This is a genomic window from Bacillus cereus group sp. MYBK79-1, assembly GCF_051915365.1.
GTDB lineage: Bacteria > Bacillota > Bacilli > Bacillales > Bacillaceae_G > Bacillus_A.
Genome location: NZ_JBQAEO010000002.1, coordinates 219,007 through 241,643, shown reverse-complemented (window position 1 = coordinate 241,643; position 22,637 = coordinate 219,007). Strand labels below are relative to the sequence as shown.

Genomic DNA, 22,637 nt, shown 5'->3' with positions numbered 1-22,637 from the left:
AAATTCTGTATTTTTATAATATAATAAGAGGAAGAAATAGACAATAAATAAATGCTTTTGAATGGAGGGGCATGATGAAGAGAGCATTATTCTTTTTTATTACTATTTTCTTTTTAGGAAGTTGTTCAATTTCATATGTTACTTTTTCTAGCGAGAGCAAAAGTTGGAAGGGGCAATATAAAGGCCATATTAAGGACGACAGTGAAGATGGAATGTTTACGTTTCAGTATAAGGGCGGAGATGGAAATACCGAATTTAAAAACTTAGAGATTGCTATTAATGAAACCTTTCGTACGATGACACAAACGTCAGAAGTTCATAAAGGAGCAAGGATTGAAATGAAGTCGTCTTGTGTAAGTTGTGCACCCCTATCCAAAGATGAACCGATAGAGGTTGTGATTAAATGGGATGATAAGTATGAGGAGAAGATGGTTTTAAAGCGGAAATAGTGTAGAGTGAGGGGTTAAAAATGAATAGGAATATGAGAGTTGCCATGTATATATTTTTTAGTGTATTTCTAATCATATTATCAGCGTGCACTACAAAGCCAGTAGAGCGAGTAGCCGTCAAAAAGGTACTTAAAGAAGGATATGTCATATTAAAAAATGACACGGTATTTTTCGTCAGTGATAAAACGTTTGAAACGAAAGTAGAGCTACAAAATTATATAGAACAACAAATAGATAAAGAGCAGCCATCAGATATAGTCCTGAGTTTTAAGGATAAAGATGCATATAATAAACTAAAAACAGGGGATAAAATAAAAGTATGGTCTTCTCAAACACTTGAGAGTTATCCAGTAAAAATGATTGTAGAGAAATTTGAAATAGTAGAGAAATAGAAAAAGGCAGCAATCACGCTGCCTTTTTTCTTATTTCACAAATTGTAATTCTTTCGGGAATTTCGTTAAAATTTCTGATCCGTCTTTTGTGATATAAATATCATCTTCAATACGAACGCCACCTACGTTTGGTACGTAAATACCAGGCTCGATTGTGAAGACCATACCTTCTTTTAATGGAGATTCGTTACCAGCTTTTACATCTGGATATTCGTGGACGCTAATTCCAAGTCCGTGACCAAGGCGGTGCGGGAAGAAGTCGCCGTAACCTGCATCTGCGATAACAGAACGAGCTGCGTTATCGATTGCGCCAAGTGTAACACCTGGTTTACATGCTTCAACTGCTTGTAGTTGTCCAGCAAGTACAGTGTTGTAAATGCGAGTTTGTTCTTCAGAAATGTCACCGAATGCTACTGTACGTGTAATGTCAGAGCAGTAACCGTCAATGATTACGCCTAAATCAAATAGTACGAAGTCGCCGCGTTTCATTTTGTTTGCACCAGGAATACCGTGTGGAAGAGCAGAGTTTGCACCTGCTAATACCATCGTATCGAATGACATTTTATGTATGCCTTTTGTTTTTAATTCGTGTTCGATAATTGCTAATACTTCTAGCTCGCTACGATCTTCTTTAATTGCATTTACACCAACTTCAACAGCATAGTCCGCCATTTTAGCTGCTTCGCGTAAAATAGAAAGTTCTTTTTCATCTTTAATTAAACGAAGTTCACGAACTTTCTCTTCAGCTGATTTGAAAGCTGCATTTGGGAATAGTTTTGTTAATTCTTCGTAACGTTCTACGTTTAAATGTTCTTTTTCAATCGCAACTGCGTTTGCATTGATACCGCGGTCTTTAATTGCTTTTGCAATCATATCCCATGGTCTGTCAGTATCGGTAAATCCGATAATCTCATGTGCCCAGCCAGCGTTACGTGCTTGGCCTTCTTCCATTTTAGGGCAAATTAAAATAGGCTCTTTTTCTTGGAATACAAACATACCAAGAAGTCTTTCGTGTGGTTCACAGTGGAAGTTTGTCATGTAGAAAACGTTTGGTGTAGAAGTTAAGAACGCAGCTTCTACGTTTTTTTCTTTTAGCCATTGCATTAAATTTTCTAATCTAGCATTCATCGATTGGCACCCCCGAGATATTTAATTACAAATATAACTTTACATCGTAGGAAAGCGTTATGACAAGTAAATAGATGTTAGAAAAGACAGGGAATTGAAAAATCATGTAGAATAAAAAGTGAGAATGTGAATAGGGGAGGAATGTAATAATGAAAGTATCTTATCATGGGCATTCAGTTGTAAAGATTGAAACGAATGGAAAAGTAATTTTAATTGATCCATTTTTAACGGGCAATCCGAAAACAGATTTAAAGGCTGAAGATGTAAAAGTAGATGCGATTCTTTTATCGCATGGACATGGTGATCATGTTGGAGATACAGTAGAGCTTGCAAAGAAAAATAACGCAGTTGTTGTGGCACCGTTTGAACTAGCGACATTTTTAAGTTGGCAAGGTGTAAATACACATCCGATGCATATTGGTGGTTCGCATGAATTTGACTTCGGAAAAGTGAAGTTTACACAAGCATTCCACGGTTCTAGTTATATTGATGAAGAAAATAAGACGATTACATATACAGGTATGCCAGCAGGTATTTTATTTACAGCAGAAGAGAAAACTGTGTACCATGCAGGAGATACTGCTCTATTCTCTGATATGAAATTAATTGGGGAACTAAATAACATTGATGTAGCATTTTTACCAATTGGTGATAACTTCACAATGGGACCAGAAGATGCTGTGTTAGCAGCAAAATGGGTTCAGGCGAAAACTGTTGTACCGATGCATTACAATACGTTCCCAGTAATTGAACAAGATCCATATCAATTTGTAGAAAAGCTACAAAATTGTACAGGGAAAGTATTAGAAGCTGGAGAAAGTATTACACTATAGAAAAGAAACCCTTCATTTGAAAAGACAAGTGAAGGGTTTTTACGTGTGTAGGACAGCTTTTAAAGTTTGTACTTGTTTTGGTGACTCTTTCCTTTTTGGAAGTGGCTGTTCAGGTGTTTCATTCAATTCCATTGCAACTTTTTTCCCGTCTACGAAAGCTAAAAATACAGCACCTACAACTTCTAATAATTTTTTCATCATGTATCCGCTCCTTTGTTTCATTTCTTGTCTTAATTGTATATGGAAGCGGCTGGAGAAACTATCGAACGAGATGACAATACCATTACATTGTTGTAATGGAAGCAGCGGTGTAATGTAAGGCGTATTTTGTTATAAAAAAAATAGTACAGATATATAAAGAGAGAGTGTAACAGTTTTGAAAATATAGTATACTGAAAATACAACACATGAAGAATTTAGGGAAAAGAAAGTATGGTGAAACCATTTGGCTACCAAGCATAACCAAATTTTAGAACATATTAATGGCCTGCCAGTAGGGCATAAAATTTCTGTAAGGCAAATTGCGAAAGATTTGAGTGTAAGTGAAGGGACAGCTTACCGTGCAATTAAAGATGCAGAAAATAAAGGATATGTTAGTACGATTGAACGTGTCGGAACAATTCGAATTGAACAAAAGAAGAAAGAAAATATTGAAAAACTGACATATGCAGAAGTCGTTAACATTGTCGATGGTCAAGTACTTGGGGGCAGAGAAGGACTACATAAGACGTTAAATAAATTCGTAATCGGGGCAATGAAATTAGAAGCGATGATGCGCTATACAGAAGCAGGAAACTTACTGATTATCGGTAACCGTACGAATGCACATCAATTAGCGTTAGAAGCCGGAGCTGCGGTATTGATTACGGGCGGATTTGATACGGAAGATCATGTGAAGAAATTAGCAGATGAATTAAAACTGCCGATTATTTCAAGTAGTTACGATACATTTACAGTTGCAACGTTAATTAACCGTGCAATTTACGATCAGCTTATTAAGAAAGAAATTGTACTCGTTGAAGATATTTTAACGCCAATTGAAGAGACTTTATATTTAAAGCCGAATGATACAGTGCAGCAATGGCATGCGTATAACGAAGAGACGATGCACGGAAGATATCCAATTGTTGATGAAAACAAAAAGGTATTAGGTATTGTAACTTCAAAAGATATGATCGGTGTTGCAAAAGAAACACCGATTGATAAAGTGATGACAAAACATCCAATTACGGTAAATGGGAAAATGTCTGTCGCGGCTGCGGCACGTATGATGGTGTGGGAAGGTATTGAGTTACTTCCTGTTGTTGATGAAGGAAATAAACTGCAAGGTATTATTAGCCGTCAAGATGTACTTCAGGCGTTGCAAATGATTCAGCGTCAACCACAAGTTGGGGAAACAATCGATGATATTGTAACGAATCAATTTATGACGCCGAAAGAAGCGAAAAATGAACATTTATACCAATTTTCAGTGACACCACAAATGACGAATTCAATCGGAACGTTATCTTACGGTGTATTCGCAACGATTGTGACGGAAGCAACGAATCGCGTTATTCGTGCGCAAAAGAAGAGTGATTTAATTGTTGAGAACTTAACAATTTATTTCGTAAAACCAGTTCAAATTGACAATGTTGTATCGGTCCATCCGAAAGTATTAGAAATTGGACGTAAATTTGGTAAGGTGGATGTAGAAGTACATCATGAAGGTAATGTTGTCGGGAAAGCATTACTTATGGTGCAGTTGATCGATAAATAAAAAGATGGAGCAAGCCGCTTTGGTTTGTTCCATTTTTTTAAGAACGCTACAGTAGGGAGTTTGTAAATTTAGTTAGCAACTGAATCTATCACGTTTTGCTTCATATTTATAAATAGGGCACGCAATCACTTGAAGATGCTTGAACAATAATTGTGGAGGTGTCGAATGGGAGTAATAGTTCTCTTTTTAGGGGTAGTATTTGCAATAACTTTTCATGTGTTAACACATAGAAGAATGGATGCAAATAAAAAGAAATTGTATGTAGTAAGTTTGGTTTTTGCTATTATTTGTTCCTTTATCCCTACAACTGGAGAAAATAAGAGTGATTTTCTTTACTTTGGTATACCAGCAGAAAATTTCATTTATTATGGCGGATGGGAAATTTCTTTTAATCCATTAGGCTTTTTTGTTAACTTTATTTTGTTTTATTTGGTTTTGAAATTATTATTTAAGCTACGCAAGAGTTTGGGTAGAGGAGTGAACAAATAGCAGGATATGTATTGGTACGGATAGAAAATTGGTGATTAGTCGATAAGGAGTTTAAGCTACTAATTACTACTATGCTTCACTATACGAACTAGGGGGATAGGAATGGATTTTTACACTAAAAAACAGTTATGTAAGCAATATAATTTAAATAGTCTTACGGAAGTTTCATTGTTGCATGGGGGAGAAAATCAAACATATATATTCGAATCGGGCAAAAATAAATTTGTAGTTAGGCAGTATAGAGAAGGACGTTATATAGCCGAGCAAATAGAGGCTGAAATACATTGGTTAATAGCGATGCAAAAACAAATGTTAGTACCAGAAGTAGTTGCAAATAAAAATGGTGATTGGATCACATCTGTTATGAAAGATGAGGGAAGTACTCGGTATTTTGTTGTCTTTAGGTTTATAAACGGAAGTGAAATTTTAGAACCAAGGGATAGGGATTATGAAAAACTTGGTTCATTCATGCGAATGTTTCATGAAAAAACAAATGAAGTGCTCAAAAGAGTACCGCAAACTTGGAGAGGTTATGAAAGACCTATATATAGCGAGCAAAAGATGATTCATGAGCCTTTACAACGATTACTAAATACTTCATTTCTATCGCATGCAGATAAGCGTAAGTGCATGAGAATTGCAGAAAGAATACTAGAACTCACAAATTCAACTCAACTAGGAGAAAAACAATTTATTCATGGGGATATGCATTTTGGTAATGTTCTTGTAGACAAAGAGGATTGGTATTTACTTGATTTTGATGAATGTGGATTTGGGTATAAAGAGTTTGATATTGGTGTTCCAAGATTACATTTAATTGCTTCGGGACAGTTAGAAGACGTATGGGGGAATTTCATGATGGGATATGGGGAAAATATTTCGGAAGCAACCATTCGACTTGGGACTGCTTCAAGAATCTTTTATATGGCAGGAAAAATACCATTAAGACTTGATATTGAACCTATTAGAAAAGATCCTGGTGCTTTTATTCGGCGATATGTTCAATATGCTGAAAAAGAGTTATGTGGAGAAACAGTTATATAAAGAAAAGACAGAATAGTAATTCATTTAGGTTATATATTATGTTATGATTATATTGTAAGAAAATGGATTTCTGGAAGGTGGTATGCATTATGTCATCAACAGTACTCTTTTTTGGTAGTATCGCACTATTTTACTTTCTTGTGATGATACCGATTCAATATTTATACTTACAAGGTTTACATGAAAAAAAGAAAAAAACAGGATTATCTCAGCGAGAGCTATATGAAAAAATGTCTTTTGGGGAAGAACAATTACACCTTCATGTGCAAGGCAACCCATTCAATATCCCTTCTGCGTTTGTTGCATATATGATTTTAAAAGTTAGAGGACGTAAAAAAGCATCACAATGTTGATGCTTTTTTACGTTTCTTCAGGCAGATTCAGCTTCTTCCACTGCTAATGGTAAGAAATATTTATATTGGCGAAATCCATTAAATATACTTGCACTACCAAATAAAACAAATAAGACACCAACGATAATACGAGCGGTTGAAAGGTCTAAAAAGAATTGGTTTATCCCGAAGAATAAGACGAATGAACCGAGTGCCATTGCAGATTTTCCTGAGAGCCAACCTTTCTCCATTGGGCGGTTTGTACGAAAGTATTTTGTTTTATAGAAGAGGTACAACATAAATGAGACGATAATACAGAAGACTAATACTGGCATAATGCACACTCCCATCGCTTTATGAAAAATAATAGTGGAGAAAAAAGAAATATCTAAACTTTCTAATTTTTATTATAAAGCAATTGTTCGCATGTATGAAATACTTTCCGTTATAATGGAAGATAAAGTGAAGAAGTTGAGTAAAAAGGAGATTATACATATGCATGAGCAAATTTTAGGAGCTATTAAAGAGTTTGATACAATTATTATTCACCGTCATGTACGTCCAGATCCAGATGCGTTAGGTTCACAGGGCGGTCTTAGTACCATTCTACAAGAATCGTTTCCAGAGAAAAATATTTATACGGTTGGGTACAATGAACCGTCACTAGCATACTTACGAGTAATGGATGATATTGAAGATAGTGTATATGAAAATGCACTTGTTATTGTATGTGATACTGCGAACCAAGAACGTGTTGACGATCAACGCTACGCAAAAGGGAAGATGTTAATTAAAATTGACCATCATCCGAATGAAGATCCGTACGGAGATATTACGTGGGTAGATACGACAGCAAGTTCTACAAGTGAAATGATTTATGAGTTTTACAGTTATGGAAAAGATAAAGGATTACAGATAACGAAAGAAGCAGCTCGTCTTATTTTAGCAGGTATTGTTGGGGATACAGGTCGTTTCTTATTCCCGAATACAACAGCAAAAACACTTCGTTACGTGAGTGAGCTTGTTGATATGGATGTGAAATTCACAGATTTATACAACGAAATGTATAAGACGAAAGAAAAGATTGCTCGTTTAAACGGCTATATTTTACAAAACTTTACGATGGTAGAAGAAGGAGCAGCTTACATTAAATTAACGAAAGAAGTATTAGAAAAGTTTGATGTACTTCCTTCTGAGGCATCTGGTGTTGTTGGAGCACTTGGTAATATTGATGGATTAAAGGCGTGGGTTCTATTTTTAGAGGAAGATGACGTGATTCGTGTTCGTCTTCGCTCAAAAGGACCAGTGATAAATAAATTAGCAATGCAATATAACGGTGGAGGACATCCGATGGCTTCTGGTGCAAAAGCATCTTCTTGGGAAGAAGCGGATCGTCTATTTACTGATTTACGTGAGCTGTGTAGATAAGAGATTATATATGAAAACGAAAAGAAGGAGTGGCGCTAAAGCCCTCCTTCTTTATTTTTCTTTCTCTATCGTAATACTAATTTCAAGCACTGTATCAAAAGATATCGTATCGACTTTAAAACGATATAGACGATCGTAATGTTTGTACGTCTTGTTTTCGATTACCTTTTTGAGCAGGTCTTTATTTTTGGCGATACTTTGAATGTTTTTCGTTAAAAGATGCTGGAGGTCATTATGGATAGAAGTAGTCATATTTTCTAGTGTAAGATTGTCTAAATCGTATTTTTCTCGATTTATTATTTTTATTTTAATCTCTTGAATGGTTAAGAGCCGTTTATTTTCAGTGTTCAATTTTTCTTGATCTTCGAGAAGGACGTGGAGCTTTGCTTCTTGTTTTTCAATAATTTCTTTTTGTTCTGCTATTTTAATAGCTTGTTCTTCTTGAAAAACACCGTATATGTACAAAAAAATAAACCAGCTCAATACACCTCCAACAGCAGCACCAGCTAAAACTAAATACCATCTTTTTGCTGTATTGGCACTTGGTACTCTCATGCATGTTCCTGCGTTAGCCATTTAATAATAATAAGACCTGTTTGCATACCACCCGTTGCGAAAAGAATAAGGAGAATTTGTTTTACGATATCTTTCATATCTCCGCCAAAGAAGCTTCTTTCAAAGCTATAAAAAGTATCAAATGTTCCGCCAATTGCTGCAACGAGTGCCCAAATTCTTAAATTTTGGGCGAATTGATTAATGTAAGTGAGAGTTGGTTTTCCGATAAGAAATGCACCAAAGCCGCCAATTAATGAACCACCGAGTATCACTCCAAAGGCAATAAAATAACTAATAATAAGCAGAGAGAAAAAAGTGTGTTCTCTTACATCCATCGTCATTCCCCTTTCTTCTTCATATATATGGACAAAGTATAAGAAGTATGTTTTGATTTCCGCTTTCCTCATCACCTATAATAAAAGTAGTCAAATTGGTAAAGAGAGGGTACAACAGTGAAGTTTGTGCATTTACAATGTCAAACCGTTTTTAGTTTATTAAAAAGTGCTTGTAAAATTGATGAGCTTGTAGTCAGGGCGAAAGAACTTGGTTTTTCATCACTCGCTATTACGGATGAAAATGTTATGTATGGCGTTATTCCGTTTTATAAAGCATGTAAGAAACATGGTATACAGCCTATTATTGGCTTAACAGCTTCTATTTTTAGTGAAGAAGACGAAAAATCTTATCCGCTTGTTTTACTTGCTGAAAATGAAATAGGCTATCAAAATTTATTAAAGATTTCTAGTAGCATTATGACGAAGTCAAAAGAAGGGATTCCGAAAAAGTGGCTCGCCCATTATGCGAAAGGATTAATTGCTATTTCACCAGGTAAAGATGGGGAAATTGAACAATTATTATTAGAAGACAAAGAGAGTGAAGCTGAAGAAGTAGCTCGCATGTATCAAAGTATGTTCGGCAATTTTTATATGAGTTTGCAGCATCATGCGATTCAAGATGAACTGCTCCTGCAAGAGAAATTACCTGCATTTATGAGTAGGATAAATGTTCCAGTCGTTGCAACAAACGATGTACGCTACATCAATCAAAGTGACGCACTTGTTCATGAGTGCTTATTATCTGTTGAAAGCGGAACGAAAATGACTGATCCAGATAGACCGAGGTTGAAAACGGATCAATATTATTTAAAATCATCAGATGAAATGGACGCACTATTTTCTCACTTAGAAGAAGCGATCTATAACACAGTAGAAATTGCAGAACGTTGCAGAGTGGAAATACCGTTTCATATAAATCAACTACCGAAATTTCCTGTTCCAGCTAACGAGACGAATGATATGTATTTACGCCGCGTTTGTGAAAAAGGGTTGCAGAAACGTTATGGTACGCCGAAAGAAGTACATATACAGCGTTTGAATCATGAATTAAACGTTATTTCTAGTATGGGGTTTAGTGATTATTTTCTCATCGTATGGGATTTTATGAAGTATGCGCATGAAAATCATATTTTAACAGGACCAGGACGTGGATCGGCAGCTGGCTCACTCGTTTCTTACGTATTAGAAATTACAGATATTGATCCGATTGAATATGATCTATTATTTGAAAGATTTTTAAACCCCGAACGTGTGACGCTTCCAGATATTGATATCGATTTTCCAGATATAAGACGTGATGAGATGATTCGATATGTGAAAGATAAATATGGTCAGCTTCGTGTTGCACAAATCGTAACGTTCGGGACGCTTGCAGCGAAAGCGGCAATTAGAGATATTGCTCGTGTAATGGGGCTTCCGCCGCGAGATATTGACATCTTTTCAAAACTTATCCCATCAAAGCTCGGTATAACGTTAAAAGATGCATATGAGGAATCGCAATCACTCCGTGAGTTCATACAAGGAAATCTGTTACATGAGCGTGTGTTTGAAATTGCAAAACGTGTAGAAGGTTTACCGCGTCATACGTCTATTCATGCAGCTGGCGTTATTATGAGTCAAGAGCCATTAACAGAAAGTGTTGCGATTCAAGAAGGGCATAACGATGTGTATGTTACGCAATATCCAGCGGATGCATTAGAAGAGCTTGGTTTGTTAAAGATGGACTTTTTAGGATTACGTAATTTAACGTTACTTGAAAATATTATAAAGTTTATCGTGAAAAAGACGGGGACACAAATTGATTTAAGAAATTTACCACTTCAAGATGAAAAGACGTTCCAATTGTTAGGGAGAGGGGATACAACAGGTGTATTCCAGCTTGAATCAGGTGGTATGCGAAATGTACTTCGCGGGTTAAAACCGAATGAATTTGAAGATATTGTCGCTGTTAACTCGTTATATAGACCAGGACCAATGGAACAAATTCCAACCTTTATTGAATCAAAGCATGGAAAAAGAAAAATTGAATATTTACACCCGGATTTAAAACCGATTTTAGAAAGAACATACGGTGTAATTGTATACCAAGAACAAATTATGCAAATTGCGTCGAAGTTGGCGGGATTCTCGCTCGGAGAAGCAGATTTATTACGCCGTGCAGTGAGTAAAAAAAATCGTGATATTTTAGATCAGGAGCGTAAGCATTTTGTACAAGGTTGTTTGCAAAATGGTTATGATGAGACATCCGCAGAGAAAATTTACGATTTGATTGTAAGATTTGCAAATTACGGTTTTAACCGAAGTCACGCTGTAGCCTACAGTATGATTGGATATCAGCTTGCTTACTTAAAAGCGAATTATACGCTGGAATTTATGACAGCATTATTATCAAGTGCAATTGGAAATGAAGATAAGATTGTGCAGTATATACGAGAAACGAAGCGGAAGGGTTTTCACGTATTGCCGCCGTCTCTTCAGAGAAGTGGTTACAATTTCCAAATAGAAGGTAATGCGATACGTTACAGCTTACTTTCAATTCGAAACATCGGAATGGCTACAGTGACAGCTTTGTTAGAAGAACGAGAGAAAAAAATGTTTGAAGATTTATTTGAATTTTGTCTTCGCATGCCATCAAAGTTTGTAACAGAGCGAAATCTAGAGGCGTTCGTCTGGTCTGGGTGTTTTGACGATTTTGGTGTTTCGAGAACGAATTTATGGAAAAGCCTTAAAGGAGCGTTAGAGTACGCAAATCTTGCACGTGATTTAGGAGATGCTGTTCCAAAATCAAAATACGTACAAGGAGAAGAGCTCTCTTTCATTGAACAGTTAAATAAAGAGAAGGAAGCACTAGGTTTTTATTTATCAAGCTATCCGACAGCGCAGTATGTGAAGTTAGCGAAAGAATTAGAAATTCCATCTCTCGCTCAGGCAATGCGACATAAGAAAAAAGTACAAAGGGCTATCGTGTATATAACAAGCGTGAGAGTGATTCGTACGAAAAAGTTGCAAAAGATGGCGTTTATTACATTTTGTGATCAAAATGATGAAATGGAAGCAGTTCTGTTCCCCGAAACGTATATACATTTCTCAGATAAGTTACAAGAAGGAGCAATTGTTTTAGTTGACGGCATGATTGAGCTAAGAAATCATAAGTTACAATGGATTGTAAACGGGCTATATCCACTAGAAGAAATGGATGTGTATGAAGAAAAGAAAGACGCATCTGTTTACGTGAAATTACCGTCTCAGTATGAGAAAAAGCTTTTAAATCAGGTTACTAAAATGTTGTTTGACTATTCAGGTTTTGCGAAAGTACTAATTTATTATGAAAAGGAACATAAAATGGTACAATTATCTCGAAGTTTATCGATTCATCCAAGTGAAGAATGTTTAGGAGCACTTCGTGAAATTGTCGGGGAAGAAAATGTGGTTGTGAAAATATAATGGACAATTTCCCTACACTTCGATTATTATAGTAGTAGTGTTCGTGGTCAGACCACTTGGAGAAATTGATATCAGCTAGAATAATTTGAGGAGAGTGGATAGTTTGTCAACACTTCGTGAAGAAGCACTTCACATGCATAAAGTGCATCAAGGAAAATTAGAAACTGTATCAAAAGTAAAAGTAGAAAATGCAAAAGATTTAAGTCTTGCATATTCTCCAGGGGTTGCAGAACCTTGTAAAGAAATTTATGACGATAAAAGTAAGGTATATGAATATACGATGAAGGGAAATATGGTAGCAGTTGTGACAGATGGCACGGCTGTACTTGGTCTTGGTAACATTGGACCTGAAGCATCTCTTCCAGTAATGGAAGGTAAAGCTGTATTATTCAAGAGCTTTGCTGGTGTAGATGCATTCCCAATTGCCTTAAATACAAACGATGTAGATAAAATTGTTGAAACTGTAAAATTAATGGAGCCAACTTTTGGCGGCGTTAACTTAGAGGATATCGCAGCACCAAACTGCTTCATTATTGAAGAACGTTTGAAAAAAGAAACAAATATTCCTATCTTCCATGATGATCAACACGGAACAGCTATCGTAACAGTAGCAGGTCTTGTGAACGCGCTAAAATTAGTTGGAAAGAAAATGTCTGACATTAAAGTTGTCGCAAATGGCGCAGGTGCAGCAGGTATTGCAATTATTAAACTTTTATATCGCTATGGTGTACGCGACATTATTATGTGTGACCGTAAAGGGGCAATCTATGATGGTCGTCCTACAGGCATGAATCCGGTGAAGGATGAAGTTGCAAAATATACAAATAAGAATCGTATCGAAGGTTCTTTAGCTGATGTTGTACAAGGTGCGGACGTATTCATTGGTGTATCTGCAGAAGGTGCATTAACAGAAGAGATGGTTCGTACAATGAATGACGATGCAATTATTTTTGCAATGGCGAATCCAGTTCCAGAAATTATGCCAGAATTGGCAAAAGCAGCGGGCGCAGCTGTTGTTGGAACGGGTCGTTCTGACTTCGCAAACCAAGTAAATAATGTACTAGCGTTCCCTGGTATTTTCCGTGGTGCACTTGACGTACATGCGACACAAATTAACGAAGAAATGAAGATGGCAGCTGTACAGGCTATTGCTGAGCTTGTAGCAGAAGATGAGTTGAATGCAGACTATATCATTCCGGCACCGTTTGACGCGCGTGTAGCGCCTCAAGTGGCAGCTTACGTTGCGAAAGCTGCAATGGAGACAGGAGTAGCTCGCCGTCAAGTAGACCCAAATGAGATTGCTGAGAAAACAAAACAATTAGCGCTGATTGGTAAAGAATAAGCGAGGAATTTCCATTGACATCATCAAATACAAAAGTATATCTCGAAATTGTAAAAAAAATCCGTTCCATTATGGAAGAAGATGGATTGGTAGCGGGGGATCGCCTGCCGTCTGAGCGTGAGTTAAGTTCACGTTTAAACGTAGGACGTTCCTCTGTAAGAGAAGCATTGCGTGCTTTAGAACTGGTAGGATTGATTGAAACGAGACGTGGTGAAGGGACGTTTATTCGAAACTTTTACGATAACGGTCTTGTACAATTGATTGCGCCGTTCTTGCTGCAAGATGAGAAAACAATTCGTGATTTATTACAAACAAAACGATTGCTTGAGAAAGATATGATTCGAATTGTATGTAATTTACCGAAAGAAACGTTTTCTAAAGTGCTAAGAAAATTAAATCAAGTGCTTGAAGAAAATGAAAACTCAATTCCGATGCTTCATCAAACGTTCTTTAAAACACTTATTGAACAAGTCGATAATTATTTACTATATCGCATTTGGATGATCGTAAATGATTACGTATCAACTCTTTCTTGTGAAGTTTCAGGGGATTCTATCGATATGTATAGAAAGCTTTATGCTACTTTGGAAGAAAAACAAGAAAATGATGCACTAAAAATTTACGATGAATTAGTAGAGAATATACAGTTTCACTCGTAATGTATAAAATTTGTCGAAATGACCATGACACGTTATGACAAACATTCTATCGCATAGCGGTTAAAGTTAAACGTAAAGAGTGAGGTTATTAGACAGATTGAGAAGATAAGGCTAACATCAAACTTTGGTGTTAGCCCAATTTTCTTCTTACGCTAACCTTAGCTCTCAACGAAGGGGGTCAAATTGTGCTAAGAGATTTATTCGTGAAAAAGAAAAAGTACGCTGCAATACCTTCAGAACAAGTACGAAAAGATGTACCGGATGGCGTTATGACAAAATGTCCGAAATGTAAAAAAATCATGTATACGAAAGAGGTTCTAAAAAATTTAAAAGTATGTGTGAATTGTGGATATCATCATCCTATGAATGCGTGGGAACGTCTTGATAGTATATTGGACGAAGGGTCGTTCCGTGAGTATGACAAAGAAATGGTTTCATTAAATCCACTCGAGTTTCCAGGATACGAAGAGAAACTAGAGAGCGATCGTAAGAAGACTGAATTGAACGAAGCGGTTGTAACTGGTGAAGGAACAATTGATGACATGCTTGTTGTTGTTGCAGTAATGGATTCTCGTTTTCGAATGGGCAGCATGGGCTCTGTTGTAGGAGAGAAAATTGCCCGTGCAGTTGAAAAAGCATACGACTTACAAGTTCCATTTATTATCTTTACTGCTTCGGGTGGTGCCCGTATGCAAGAAGGGATATTAAGTTTAATGCAAATGGCAAAAACAAGCGTAGCTTTGAAAAAGCATAGTAATGCAGGAGGATTATTTATTTCTGTTATGACTCACCCGACGACGGGCGGGGTTTCAGCGAGTTTCGCTTCACTTGGTGATTACAATCTTGCAGAGCCAGGTGCACTTATCGGATTTGCTGGTAGACGTGTAATTGAACAAACAGTGCGTGAGAAACTACCGGAAGATTTCCAAACGGCAGAATTTTTATTAGAGCACGGTCAATTAGATGCGGTGGTGCATCGTGATGATATGAGAGAATCGCTCCGTAAGATTTTAGAAGTTCATCAAGGAGGGGAAATGGCTGTATGGCAGAGCTAGAATTTGAGAAACCAGTTGTTGAGCTAAGAAATAAGATTCGTGAACTGAAAGACTATACGAAAAACAGCCAGATGGACTTCAGTGAGGAGATTCGTATTTTGGAAGACAAGCTAGAAAAATTAGAGGAAGATATATACGGTAATATGAAAGTATGGGACCGTGTTCAAATTGCTCGTCATGCAGAACGACCGACAACGCTCGATTATATTGAGCACTTATTTACTAATTTTTTTGAATGTCATGGAGATCGCCTATTTGGCGACGATGCAGCGATTGTCGGCGGCATTGCGAAATATAAGGGGATGCCTGTAACTGTAATTGGGCACCAACGCGGAAAAGATACGAAAGAAAATATTCGTCGTAATTTTGGGATGCCTCATCCAGAAGGATATCGAAAAGCACTGCGTCTAATGAAACAAGCGGAAAAGTTTAATCGTCCTATTATTTGTTTCATCGATACGAAGGGAGCTTATCCTGGTAAAGCAGCTGAAGAACGTGGACAAAGTGAAGCGATCGCCCGTAATTTATTTGAAATGGCGGGTTTAACTGTACCTGTTATTTGTATTGTTATCGGTGAAGGTGGTAGTGGTGGTGCGTTAGGTCTTGGAGTAGGAGATTACATTCATATGCTGGAAAATTCCACGTATTCTGTTATTACACCAGAGGGTGCGGCGGCAATTCTTTGGAAAGACGCTGGTAAAGCAAAAGAAGCTGCAGAAGCGATGAAAATTACAGCATTAGATTTGAAAGAATTAGGTGTAATTGACGAAATCATTCCAGAGGCAAAAGGCGGAGCGCATCGTAATATTTTAAAACAATCAGAAAATATAGATTTAATGCTTAAGAAAACTTTTGAACAATTAAGCGGAATTTCGAAAGATGAATTAATCGAAAAACGTTATGAAAAATATATGAAAATTGGGCAAGTTTCGTTTTCAAACGCTTCCATTGGGATAAAATAATAAAAGCGTGCGTTCCTCTTCGCGAATGCACGTTTTTATTATGAAAAGACACATCTTCTCCATTGTGTTTTTATATTTTTTCGTGTTATTTTATTATAAGGCAAATAATCTTTATGAGGTGAGTACAAATGAAACGTATTGGTGTATTAACAAGTGGTGGAGATTCACCTGGTATGAATGCTGCCATTCGTGCAGTTGTTCGTAAAGCGATTTTCCATGATATTGAAGTATATGGTATTTACCATGGATACGCTGGTTTAATTTCTGGTCATATTGAAAAATTAGAACTTGGTTCTGTTGGCGATATTATCCACCGTGGTGGTACAAAATTATATACAGCAAGATGTCCTGAGTTTAAAGATCCAGAAGTACGACTAAAAGGTATCGAGCAATTAAAGAAACACGGTATCGAAGGACTTGTTGTTATTGGTGGAGATGGCTCTTACCAAGGTGCTAAAAAATTAACTGAACAAGGATTCCCATGTGTTGGTGTACCAGGTACAATCGACAATGATATTCCTGGAACAGACTTCACAATTGGTTTCGATACAGCTTTAAACACTGTTATTGATGCAATTGATAAAATTCGTGATACAGCTACATCTCATGAACGTACATATGTTATCGAAGTAATGGGACGTCATGCTGGAGATATCGCATTATGGGCTGGTTTAGCTGATGGTGCTGAAACAATCTTAATTCCAGAAGAAGAGTATGACATGGAAGATGTTATTGCTCGTCTGAAGCGCGGTAGTGAACGTGGGAAAAAACACAGTATTATCATTGTGGCTGAAGGTGTTGGAAGTGCAATTGACATCGGTAAGCATATTGAAGAAGCAACAAACTTTGATACGCGTGTAACTGTATTAGGGCACGTACAACGTGGTGGATCACCAAGTGCACAAGACCGTGTATTAGCAAGTCGTCTTGGCGCAAGAGCAGTTGAATTATTAATTGCTGGTAGAGGTGGACGTTGTGTAGGTATTCAAGATAATAAACTTGTTGATCATGACATTATCGAAGCGTTAGCTCAAAAGCATACAATCGATAAAGATATGTATCAATTATCTAAAGAATTATCCATCTAATCGGCTTAATGTCTTTTATTTGGGAACGGTTTCATAATTTTCGGAGGTGCAATATGCGTAAAACTAAAATTGTATGTACTATAGGTCCTGCTAGTGAAAGTATTGAGAAATTAGAACAATTAATCGAAGCGGGTATGAACGTTGCTCGTTTAAACTTCTCTCATGGTAGCCATGAAGAGCACGGCGCTCGTATTAAAAACATTCGTGAAGCTTCAAAGAAAACTGGTAAAACAGTTGGTATTTTACTTGATACAAAAGGTCCAGAAATCCGTACTCACGACTTCGTAGACGGACAAGCTGAGCTTGTAACAGGTGCGGAAGTAGTTCTTTCTACTGAGCAAGTATTAGGTACTGCAGAGAAGTTCTCTGTATCTTATGCTGGTCTTTATGACGATGTAGACCCAGGTTCTCGTATTCTAATCGATGACGGTCTTATCGAACTAGAAGTAATCGAAAAAGCTGATGGAAACATCCGTACAAAAGTTTTAAACAGCGGAACTGTAAAAAATAAAAAAGGTGTTAACGTACCAAACGTAAGCATTAAGCTTCCTGGTATCACTGAAAAAGACGTAAAAGATATCGTTTTCGGTATCGAGCAAAAAGTTGATTTCATCGCAGCTTCATTCGTACGTAAAGCGTCTGACGTATTAGAAATCCGTGAATTATTAGAAGGGCATGACGCTCAATACATCCAAATCGTACCAAAAATCGAAAACCAAGAGGGTATCGATAACATCGATTCAATCCTAGAAGTTTCTGACGGTTTAATGGTAGCTCGTGGTGATATGGGTGTAGAAATTCCACCAGAAGAAGTACCACTAGTACAAAAACGTCTAATCAAAAAATGTAACGTGTTAGGTAAACCAGTTATTACTGCGACACAAATGTTAGATTCTATGCAACGTAACCCACGTCCGACTCGTGCGGAAGCAAGTGACGTAGCTAACGCAATCTTCGATGGTACAGATGCAATCATGCTTTCAGGTGAAACAGCTGCTGGTCAATACCCAGTAGAAGCAGTAACAATGATGGCTAACATTGCAGTACGTGTTGAAAAATCATTACAATATGAAGATATGTTCAAAAAACGTATTAAAGAGTTCACTCCAACAATTACAGATGCAATTAGCCAATCTGTTGCGCATACAGCACTTGCTCTTGATGTAGCTGCAATCGTAGCTCCAACAGAAAGTGGACATACTGCAAAAATGATCTCTAAATACCGTCCAAAATCTCCAATCGTAGCTGTAACATCTGACGAGCAAGTAGGACGTCGTCTTGCACTTGTTTGGGGTGTACAAGCATTTATGGCTGGAAAACGTGCAGCGTCTACTGACGAAATGTTAGATACTGCAATTCAAACAGGTATGGATGCAGGTCTAATCGGACTTGGAGACACTGTAGTAATCACTGCTGGTGTACCGGTTGCTGAAACTGGTACAACAAACTTAATGAAAATCCATGTTGTTGGTGAAGAAGTTGCGAAGGGACAAGGGATCGGTCGTAAAGCTGCAAAAGGTAAAGTAGTTGTAGCGAAAACAGCTGCTGAAGCTGTAGCGAACGTAAACAAAGGTGATATCCTTGTTACAACAAGCACTGATAAAGATATGATTCCTGCAATTGAAAAAGCTGCTGCTCTAGTTGTAGAAGAAGGCGGTCTAACAAGCCACGCGGCTGTTGTAGGTGTATCTATCGGTATTCCTGTTATCGTTGGTGTAAACGGCGTAACAGCAACTTTAAAAAGTGGCCAAGAAGTAACAGTTGATGCAGCACGCGGAATTGTTTATAATGGACATGCGGAAGTGCTATAAGTAATACGGAGAGAAGGATCGGAGTCCTTCTCTTTTTTTTACACAAAATGAGGCGAAACTAGCTAGCTTGAGACGTCTGAAATTGCTTTTATAAGCTGTTTATTATGAAGTTTGATGTGAAATGCATTCGGCTTTTATGTGGTGCATATGGGCGTTGTGAGGATGTTTAAAGTGATGGTATGTGAGAGGAGTGTAGAACTATGAAGTGGTTACTATTCTTGTTTATTTTAATACCGGCGATTGAGATTACAGTCTTAATTGGATCGAGTCATGTAATAGGTTTATGGTCTACGTTCGCTATGATTGTATTTACGGGTGCTGTAGGTGTTTATTTGGCGAAAAGGCAAGGATTTAAAGTACTTGGAGAGATTCAATCTAAGTTGAATAGAGGAGAGATGCCAGGAGGGGCAGTGCTGGATGGTATTTTTATCTTTGTAGGAGGTATTCTTTTAGTACTTCCTGGATATGTAACGGATATAATGGGTTTTATCTTTGTTATCCCTATGACGAGGGCTTTGTTGAAGCCATTTGTTATGAAGTGGATGGAATGGAAGTTTAGAAAGAACTCTACTATTATTGTGCAGAAATAGTGCTTAGATTATAGCGATCTAAGCACTATTTTTTTGTCTGCAAAAGGGTAAAGGGATGGTTAAAGGGCTGTTGATTAAAATCTGGTGAGTGTGGAGGGGGATCGGACTGTCGATAAAAGTCTGATTGGTGAAGATTAATAATGAGTGGGGACAAAATCCTTAAGTTAAAGTTTTATTTGTTGTGTATTTTTCGATTGGATATGTGATAGGAGGAGTTATTAGCTCTTAATGAATGTGTTTTAAGAGAAAATTTCTGAACTTAAGCTTGTTTTTGTGTGTGAAAAGAATTAATTAGTGTGAAAAAGTTAAATGAGAGTAGTAAAAAGCTTAGTTTAAGTCTAATTCTATGTTGTTTTGTATATTTATTCATTTACATAAAAAGTAATAAATGTAAGTAATAATTATGAAAATAATAGAATATATATGTAAAAATACCTCGGAATATACATTTTCTATGCAAAAAACAAGAGGATTATCCTTTTTTTGGGAAAATCCTCTCGTTGCATGTAATGAGTGTGAAAAATAAGTACAAGGAATAATCAGTGGGAATTTCCCACTGATTACATGTAAGTTTTTTGTTGTATATGAAATAGAAACTATTATTTTGAAGGTGAGCCTTTAATATATTTCCACAAATCATGAAATACACGAGCTTTGTGCAATGTATTAAGTAGTACTAAGATGACTGGACCGATGATTAATCCTAAAAAGCCAAAAAGTTTAAAGCCGACAAATAGAGCGATCAGTGTTGCTAATGGATCAAGACCGATATTAGAGGAAAGTACTTTAGGCTCCATAATTTGTCTTTGGACAATCACGACGATGTATAAGATGAGAAGACCGATGGCGAAAGCGGTGTCGCCAGTGAAAAATACGTATATAACCCAAGGAACGAAGACGGCGCCTGTTCCTAAATACGGGAGTAAATCTACAACCCCTGTAATAATCGCGATAGTAATGGCATATGGTACGCGTAATATTAAAAGTCCGATTAGTACAATAATAGTTGTCATAGATACGAGTGTAAGTTGCGCTTTAACAAAACCAAATAAAGCTTTTCTTAAATCGACAAAAATAGTTTTTCCATAGCCATGAACACGATTGGGCAAAAATTTTCTTACTTTCTGAGCAAGACGGTGCCAATCGTAACTAATGAAGAAGGTGGCTAATAAAACGAATACAAGGACAGTTAAAGTTGTTGGTAATGCACTAATGAAATTTGTTAACCCGCTTATAATAGCAGTTAAAAGTTCTTTCATTTGCGTCGTTGCTTCTGTTCCTAAGTTTTGAATGTTTTGTGTAATCGTATAGCGCTGTGGTTCCCCAAGATGATTAAATTTAGAAATTAAATCATCATAGAGAGGCATAATATGATTAAGTGCAAATTGCTGAGCGAATGCAACGATATCCGGAAACTTTACTGTAACAAGTTGTAGTAAGTATGTTGTGGCAGATATTGCTTCGGTTACAAGGTATGTAACGAGTCCGACGATAGCTCCGAATACGAGAATTAAGCTAACGAGTACTGCGAGTGCGCGAGGAAATTGTAGTTTTTGATTAAGGAAATTGACGACAGGATTAATCAAATAAGCAAATGCGAAAGCGATAATAAAAGGGTAGATAAGTCCTGACATATATAGTAATGCATAGAACCCGGCTACCGTCGCTACAATGACAAATATGAGTCGCAATATCATATATAGTAAGTTTCGATTCAAAGATGTATACCTCCCATCCCAATTTGGATTATCCTAATTCGTTCAACTTATAACGAGTGTGCCCCGCTGATTAAAGTTTCACTTTACCCCGCTATTTGCGGGCAAGTAAATCTGCTACCCAAAGTGCGGCTGGATCAAAGGAGTTAGATGGAGATAAACTTCCCGTAAAAGCCCGATTGGTGAAGGCTAATAATCAGTGGAAAATGCCCCACTGATTAAAGTTTCACTTTATGTTATAGTGGAATGATGGATTTTTCCTGCTTTTTCAGTACATGAGTGACTGTAAAGGCTTGGTGTTGATGCTTCTACTATATGGTAAAAACTTCATTTTCTCTTCTTTTTATTTTACCTGTTTCTTATTAGAAAAGAAAGGAGAGACGATCGTTTTTTAAAATGTATACATGCTTAAATTTTGATGGTAAAAGTCTCAGTTTGTCATTTTAAAATACATAAAAAAATGAAGTGGTTTATGTTGAATAGGCATCGATATAGCATGTATAACGATAGGTTTAAAGGTATTTTTGTTTGGAAATGAGTTCATTATTTTCAGAAAGGAAGTGCAAACATGATTAGTCAGTCAACGTTATTTTTATTCATACTACTTATTATCGGACTTGTTGCTAAAAACCAATCGCTTACTGTAGCTATTGGTGTGTTATTTTTATTGAAGTTTACGTTTCTAGGAGATAAAGTCTTTCCTTATCTACAAACGAAAGGGATTAACCTCGGTGTTACGGTTATTACAATAGCAGTACTCGTACCGATTGCGACGGGGGAAATAGGTTTTAAACAACTTGGAGAAGCAGCCAAATCGTATTATGCATGGATTGCTTTAGCTTCAGGGATAGCGGTTGCTTTGTTAGCGAAAGGCGGCGTACAATTATTGACGACGGATCCTCATATTACAACTGCGCTCGTTTTCGGGACAATTATAGCGGTTGCTTTATTTAATGGAGTTGCTGTAGGTCCATTAATTGGGGCTGGAATTGCCTATGCAGTTATGAGTATTATACAGATGTTTAAATAAGGAATTTTATAGTAATATAAAAATTTTGAATTCTTTCTGTTCACAAAAGTCAGATAATTGTTTATAATAGGATTAGAAACTTTGAAAAGTTACATAACAGCAGAGACTTTACACCAGATAAAATAAAAACAACATAAAACAATTTTATAATGATATTGTTTTATGTTGTTTTTATCATAAAACTCTTCGGAATTCAT

The 22,637-nt window shown here is 36.8% G+C and carries 23 protein-coding genes; 17 read left to right on the top strand and 6 right to left on the bottom strand.

Annotation, left to right across the window (positions count from 1 at the left end):
• Positions 1–74: 74 nt before the first annotated feature.
• Positions 75–449, top strand: coding sequence for a hypothetical protein (locus tag ACTFOB_RS05925; protein WP_440024991.1), 375 nt, complete (start codon positions 75–77; stop codon positions 447–449).
• Positions 450–469: 20 nt separating this feature from the next.
• The gene (locus ACTFOB_RS05920; protein ID WP_440024989.1) at positions 470–841 is read left to right on the top strand and encodes a DUF3221 domain-containing protein; all 372 of its coding nucleotides are present in this window, start codon (positions 470–472) and stop codon (positions 839–841) included.
• Positions 842–871: 30 nt separating this feature from the next.
• Here the strand turns inward: ACTFOB_RS05920 and pepQ are convergent, their stop codons facing one another.
• Positions 872–1,969, bottom strand: coding sequence for a Xaa-Pro dipeptidase (pepQ, locus tag ACTFOB_RS05915; protein WP_048531663.1), 1,098 nt, complete (start codon positions 1,967–1,969; stop codon positions 872–874).
• A 149-nt stretch (positions 1,970–2,118) separates the two neighbouring features.
• Between pepQ and ACTFOB_RS05910 the strand changes: the two genes are divergently transcribed.
• The gene (locus ACTFOB_RS05910) at positions 2,119–2,802 is read left to right on the top strand and encodes a metal-dependent hydrolase (RefSeq protein ID WP_212955785.1); all 684 of its coding nucleotides are present in this window, start codon (positions 2,119–2,121) and stop codon (positions 2,800–2,802) included.
• Between the two features lie 39 nt (positions 2,803–2,841).
• Here the strand turns inward: ACTFOB_RS05910 and ACTFOB_RS05905 are convergent, their stop codons facing one another.
• Positions 2,842–3,003 (bottom strand): hypothetical protein, encoded by a 162-nt coding sequence (locus ACTFOB_RS05905; protein WP_000976299.1) that lies wholly within the window; start codon positions 3,001–3,003, stop codon positions 2,842–2,844.
• A 244-nt stretch (positions 3,004–3,247) separates the two neighbouring features.
• Here ACTFOB_RS05905 and ACTFOB_RS05900 point away from each other — a divergent pair, with 244 nt between their 5' ends.
• The 4 genes from ACTFOB_RS05900 to ACTFOB_RS05885 all read left to right on the top strand — a co-directional run bounded on the left by ACTFOB_RS05900 (position 3,248) and on the right by ACTFOB_RS05885 (position 6,447).
• The gene (locus ACTFOB_RS05900; protein WP_000201565.1) at positions 3,248–4,561 is read left to right on the top strand and encodes a CBS domain-containing protein; all 1,314 of its coding nucleotides are present in this window, start codon (positions 3,248–3,250) and stop codon (positions 4,559–4,561) included.
• A gap of 165 nt (positions 4,562–4,726) precedes the next feature.
• Positions 4,727–5,050 carry a hypothetical protein gene (locus ACTFOB_RS05895; RefSeq protein WP_440024986.1) on the top strand — a complete coding sequence of 108 codons (324 nt, stop codon included), beginning with the start codon at positions 4,727–4,729 and terminating at the stop codon, positions 5,048–5,050.
• A gap of 102 nt (positions 5,051–5,152) precedes the next feature.
• Positions 5,153–6,094, top strand: coding sequence for a phosphotransferase enzyme family protein (locus ACTFOB_RS05890; RefSeq protein WP_440024984.1), 942 nt, complete (start codon positions 5,153–5,155; stop codon positions 6,092–6,094).
• 89 nt (positions 6,095–6,183) lie between these two features.
• A complete protein-coding gene (locus tag ACTFOB_RS05885; RefSeq protein ID WP_000099739.1) occupies positions 6,184–6,447 on the top strand; it encodes a DUF3949 domain-containing protein in 264 nt (87 codons plus the stop codon).
• A gap of 17 nt (positions 6,448–6,464) precedes the next feature.
• Here the strand turns inward: ACTFOB_RS05885 and ACTFOB_RS05880 are convergent, their stop codons facing one another.
• A complete protein-coding gene (locus ACTFOB_RS05880; protein ID WP_440024982.1) occupies positions 6,465–6,761 on the bottom strand; it encodes a YtpI family protein in 297 nt (98 codons plus the stop codon).
• Between the two features lie 160 nt (positions 6,762–6,921).
• Here ACTFOB_RS05880 and ACTFOB_RS05875 point away from each other — a divergent pair, with 160 nt between their 5' ends.
• Positions 6,922–7,854, top strand: a complete 933-nt coding sequence (locus ACTFOB_RS05875) for a DHH family phosphoesterase (RefSeq protein WP_440024980.1) — start codon at positions 6,922–6,924, stop codon at positions 7,852–7,854.
• Between the two features lie 51 nt (positions 7,855–7,905).
• Here ACTFOB_RS05875 and ytrI read toward each other — a convergent pair whose 3' ends face one another.
• Entirely contained in the window at positions 7,906–8,409 is a 504-nt protein-coding gene (gene ytrI / locus ACTFOB_RS05870; protein ID WP_440025100.1) for a sporulation membrane protein YtrI, read from the bottom strand.
• Positions 8,406–8,819: a YtrH family sporulation protein gene (locus tag ACTFOB_RS05865; protein ID WP_151633303.1), complete on the bottom strand. Its 414-nt coding sequence runs from the start codon at positions 8,817–8,819 to the stop codon at positions 8,406–8,408. The genes ytrI and ACTFOB_RS05865 overlap by 4 nt, the downstream gene beginning before the upstream one ends.
• A 42-nt stretch (positions 8,820–8,861) precedes the next feature.
• Here ACTFOB_RS05865 and dnaE point away from each other — a divergent pair, with 42 nt between their 5' ends.
• The 8 genes from dnaE (at position 8,862) to ACTFOB_RS05825 (ending at position 19,695) form a co-directional block, all read left to right on the top strand.
• Complete coding sequence (gene dnaE, locus ACTFOB_RS05860) at positions 8,862–12,188, top strand: DNA polymerase III subunit alpha (protein ID WP_440024978.1); 3,327 nt, start codon at positions 8,862–8,864, stop codon at positions 12,186–12,188.
• Between the two features lie 133 nt (positions 12,189–12,321).
• Positions 12,322–13,530, top strand: a complete 1,209-nt coding sequence (locus ACTFOB_RS05855; protein ID WP_161796084.1) for an NAD(P)-dependent malic enzyme — start codon at positions 12,322–12,324, stop codon at positions 13,528–13,530.
• Between the two features lie 14 nt (positions 13,531–13,544).
• Positions 13,545–14,189, top strand: a complete 645-nt coding sequence (locus tag ACTFOB_RS05850) for a FadR/GntR family transcriptional regulator (protein WP_000204434.1) — start codon at positions 13,545–13,547, stop codon at positions 14,187–14,189.
• Positions 14,190–14,374: 185 nt separating this feature from the next.
• On the top strand, positions 14,375–15,244 hold the full coding sequence (accD, locus tag ACTFOB_RS05845; RefSeq protein WP_000942872.1) for an acetyl-CoA carboxylase, carboxyltransferase subunit beta: 870 nt from the start codon (positions 14,375–14,377) through the stop codon (positions 15,242–15,244).
• A complete protein-coding gene (gene accA, locus ACTFOB_RS05840) occupies positions 15,232–16,206 on the top strand; it encodes an acetyl-CoA carboxylase carboxyl transferase subunit alpha (RefSeq protein WP_000818786.1) in 975 nt (324 codons plus the stop codon). The genes accD and accA overlap by 13 nt, the downstream gene beginning before the upstream one ends.
• 128 nt (positions 16,207–16,334) lie before the next feature.
• Complete coding sequence (pfkA, locus tag ACTFOB_RS05835) at positions 16,335–17,294, top strand: 6-phosphofructokinase (protein ID WP_000821162.1); 960 nt, start codon at positions 16,335–16,337, stop codon at positions 17,292–17,294.
• A 53-nt stretch (positions 17,295–17,347) separates the two neighbouring features.
• On the top strand, positions 17,348–19,105 hold the full coding sequence (gene pyk, locus ACTFOB_RS05830; RefSeq protein ID WP_151633307.1) for a pyruvate kinase: 1,758 nt from the start codon (positions 17,348–17,350) through the stop codon (positions 19,103–19,105).
• Between the two features lie 200 nt (positions 19,106–19,305).
• On the top strand, positions 19,306–19,695 hold the full coding sequence (locus tag ACTFOB_RS05825) for an FxsA family protein (protein ID WP_440024975.1): 390 nt from the start codon (positions 19,306–19,308) through the stop codon (positions 19,693–19,695).
• Positions 19,696–20,294: 599 nt separating this feature from the next.
• Here ACTFOB_RS05825 and ytvI read toward each other — a convergent pair.
• Positions 20,295–21,413: a sporulation integral membrane protein YtvI gene (ytvI, locus tag ACTFOB_RS05820; RefSeq protein WP_440024973.1), complete on the bottom strand. Its 1,119-nt coding sequence runs from the start codon at positions 21,411–21,413 to the stop codon at positions 20,295–20,297.
• A 565-nt stretch (positions 21,414–21,978) separates the two neighbouring features.
• Here ytvI and ACTFOB_RS05815 point away from each other — a divergent pair.
• Positions 21,979–22,440, top strand: a complete 462-nt coding sequence (locus ACTFOB_RS05815) for a DUF441 domain-containing protein (protein WP_440024972.1) — start codon at positions 21,979–21,981, stop codon at positions 22,438–22,440.
• Positions 22,441–22,637: the final 197 nt, after the last annotated feature.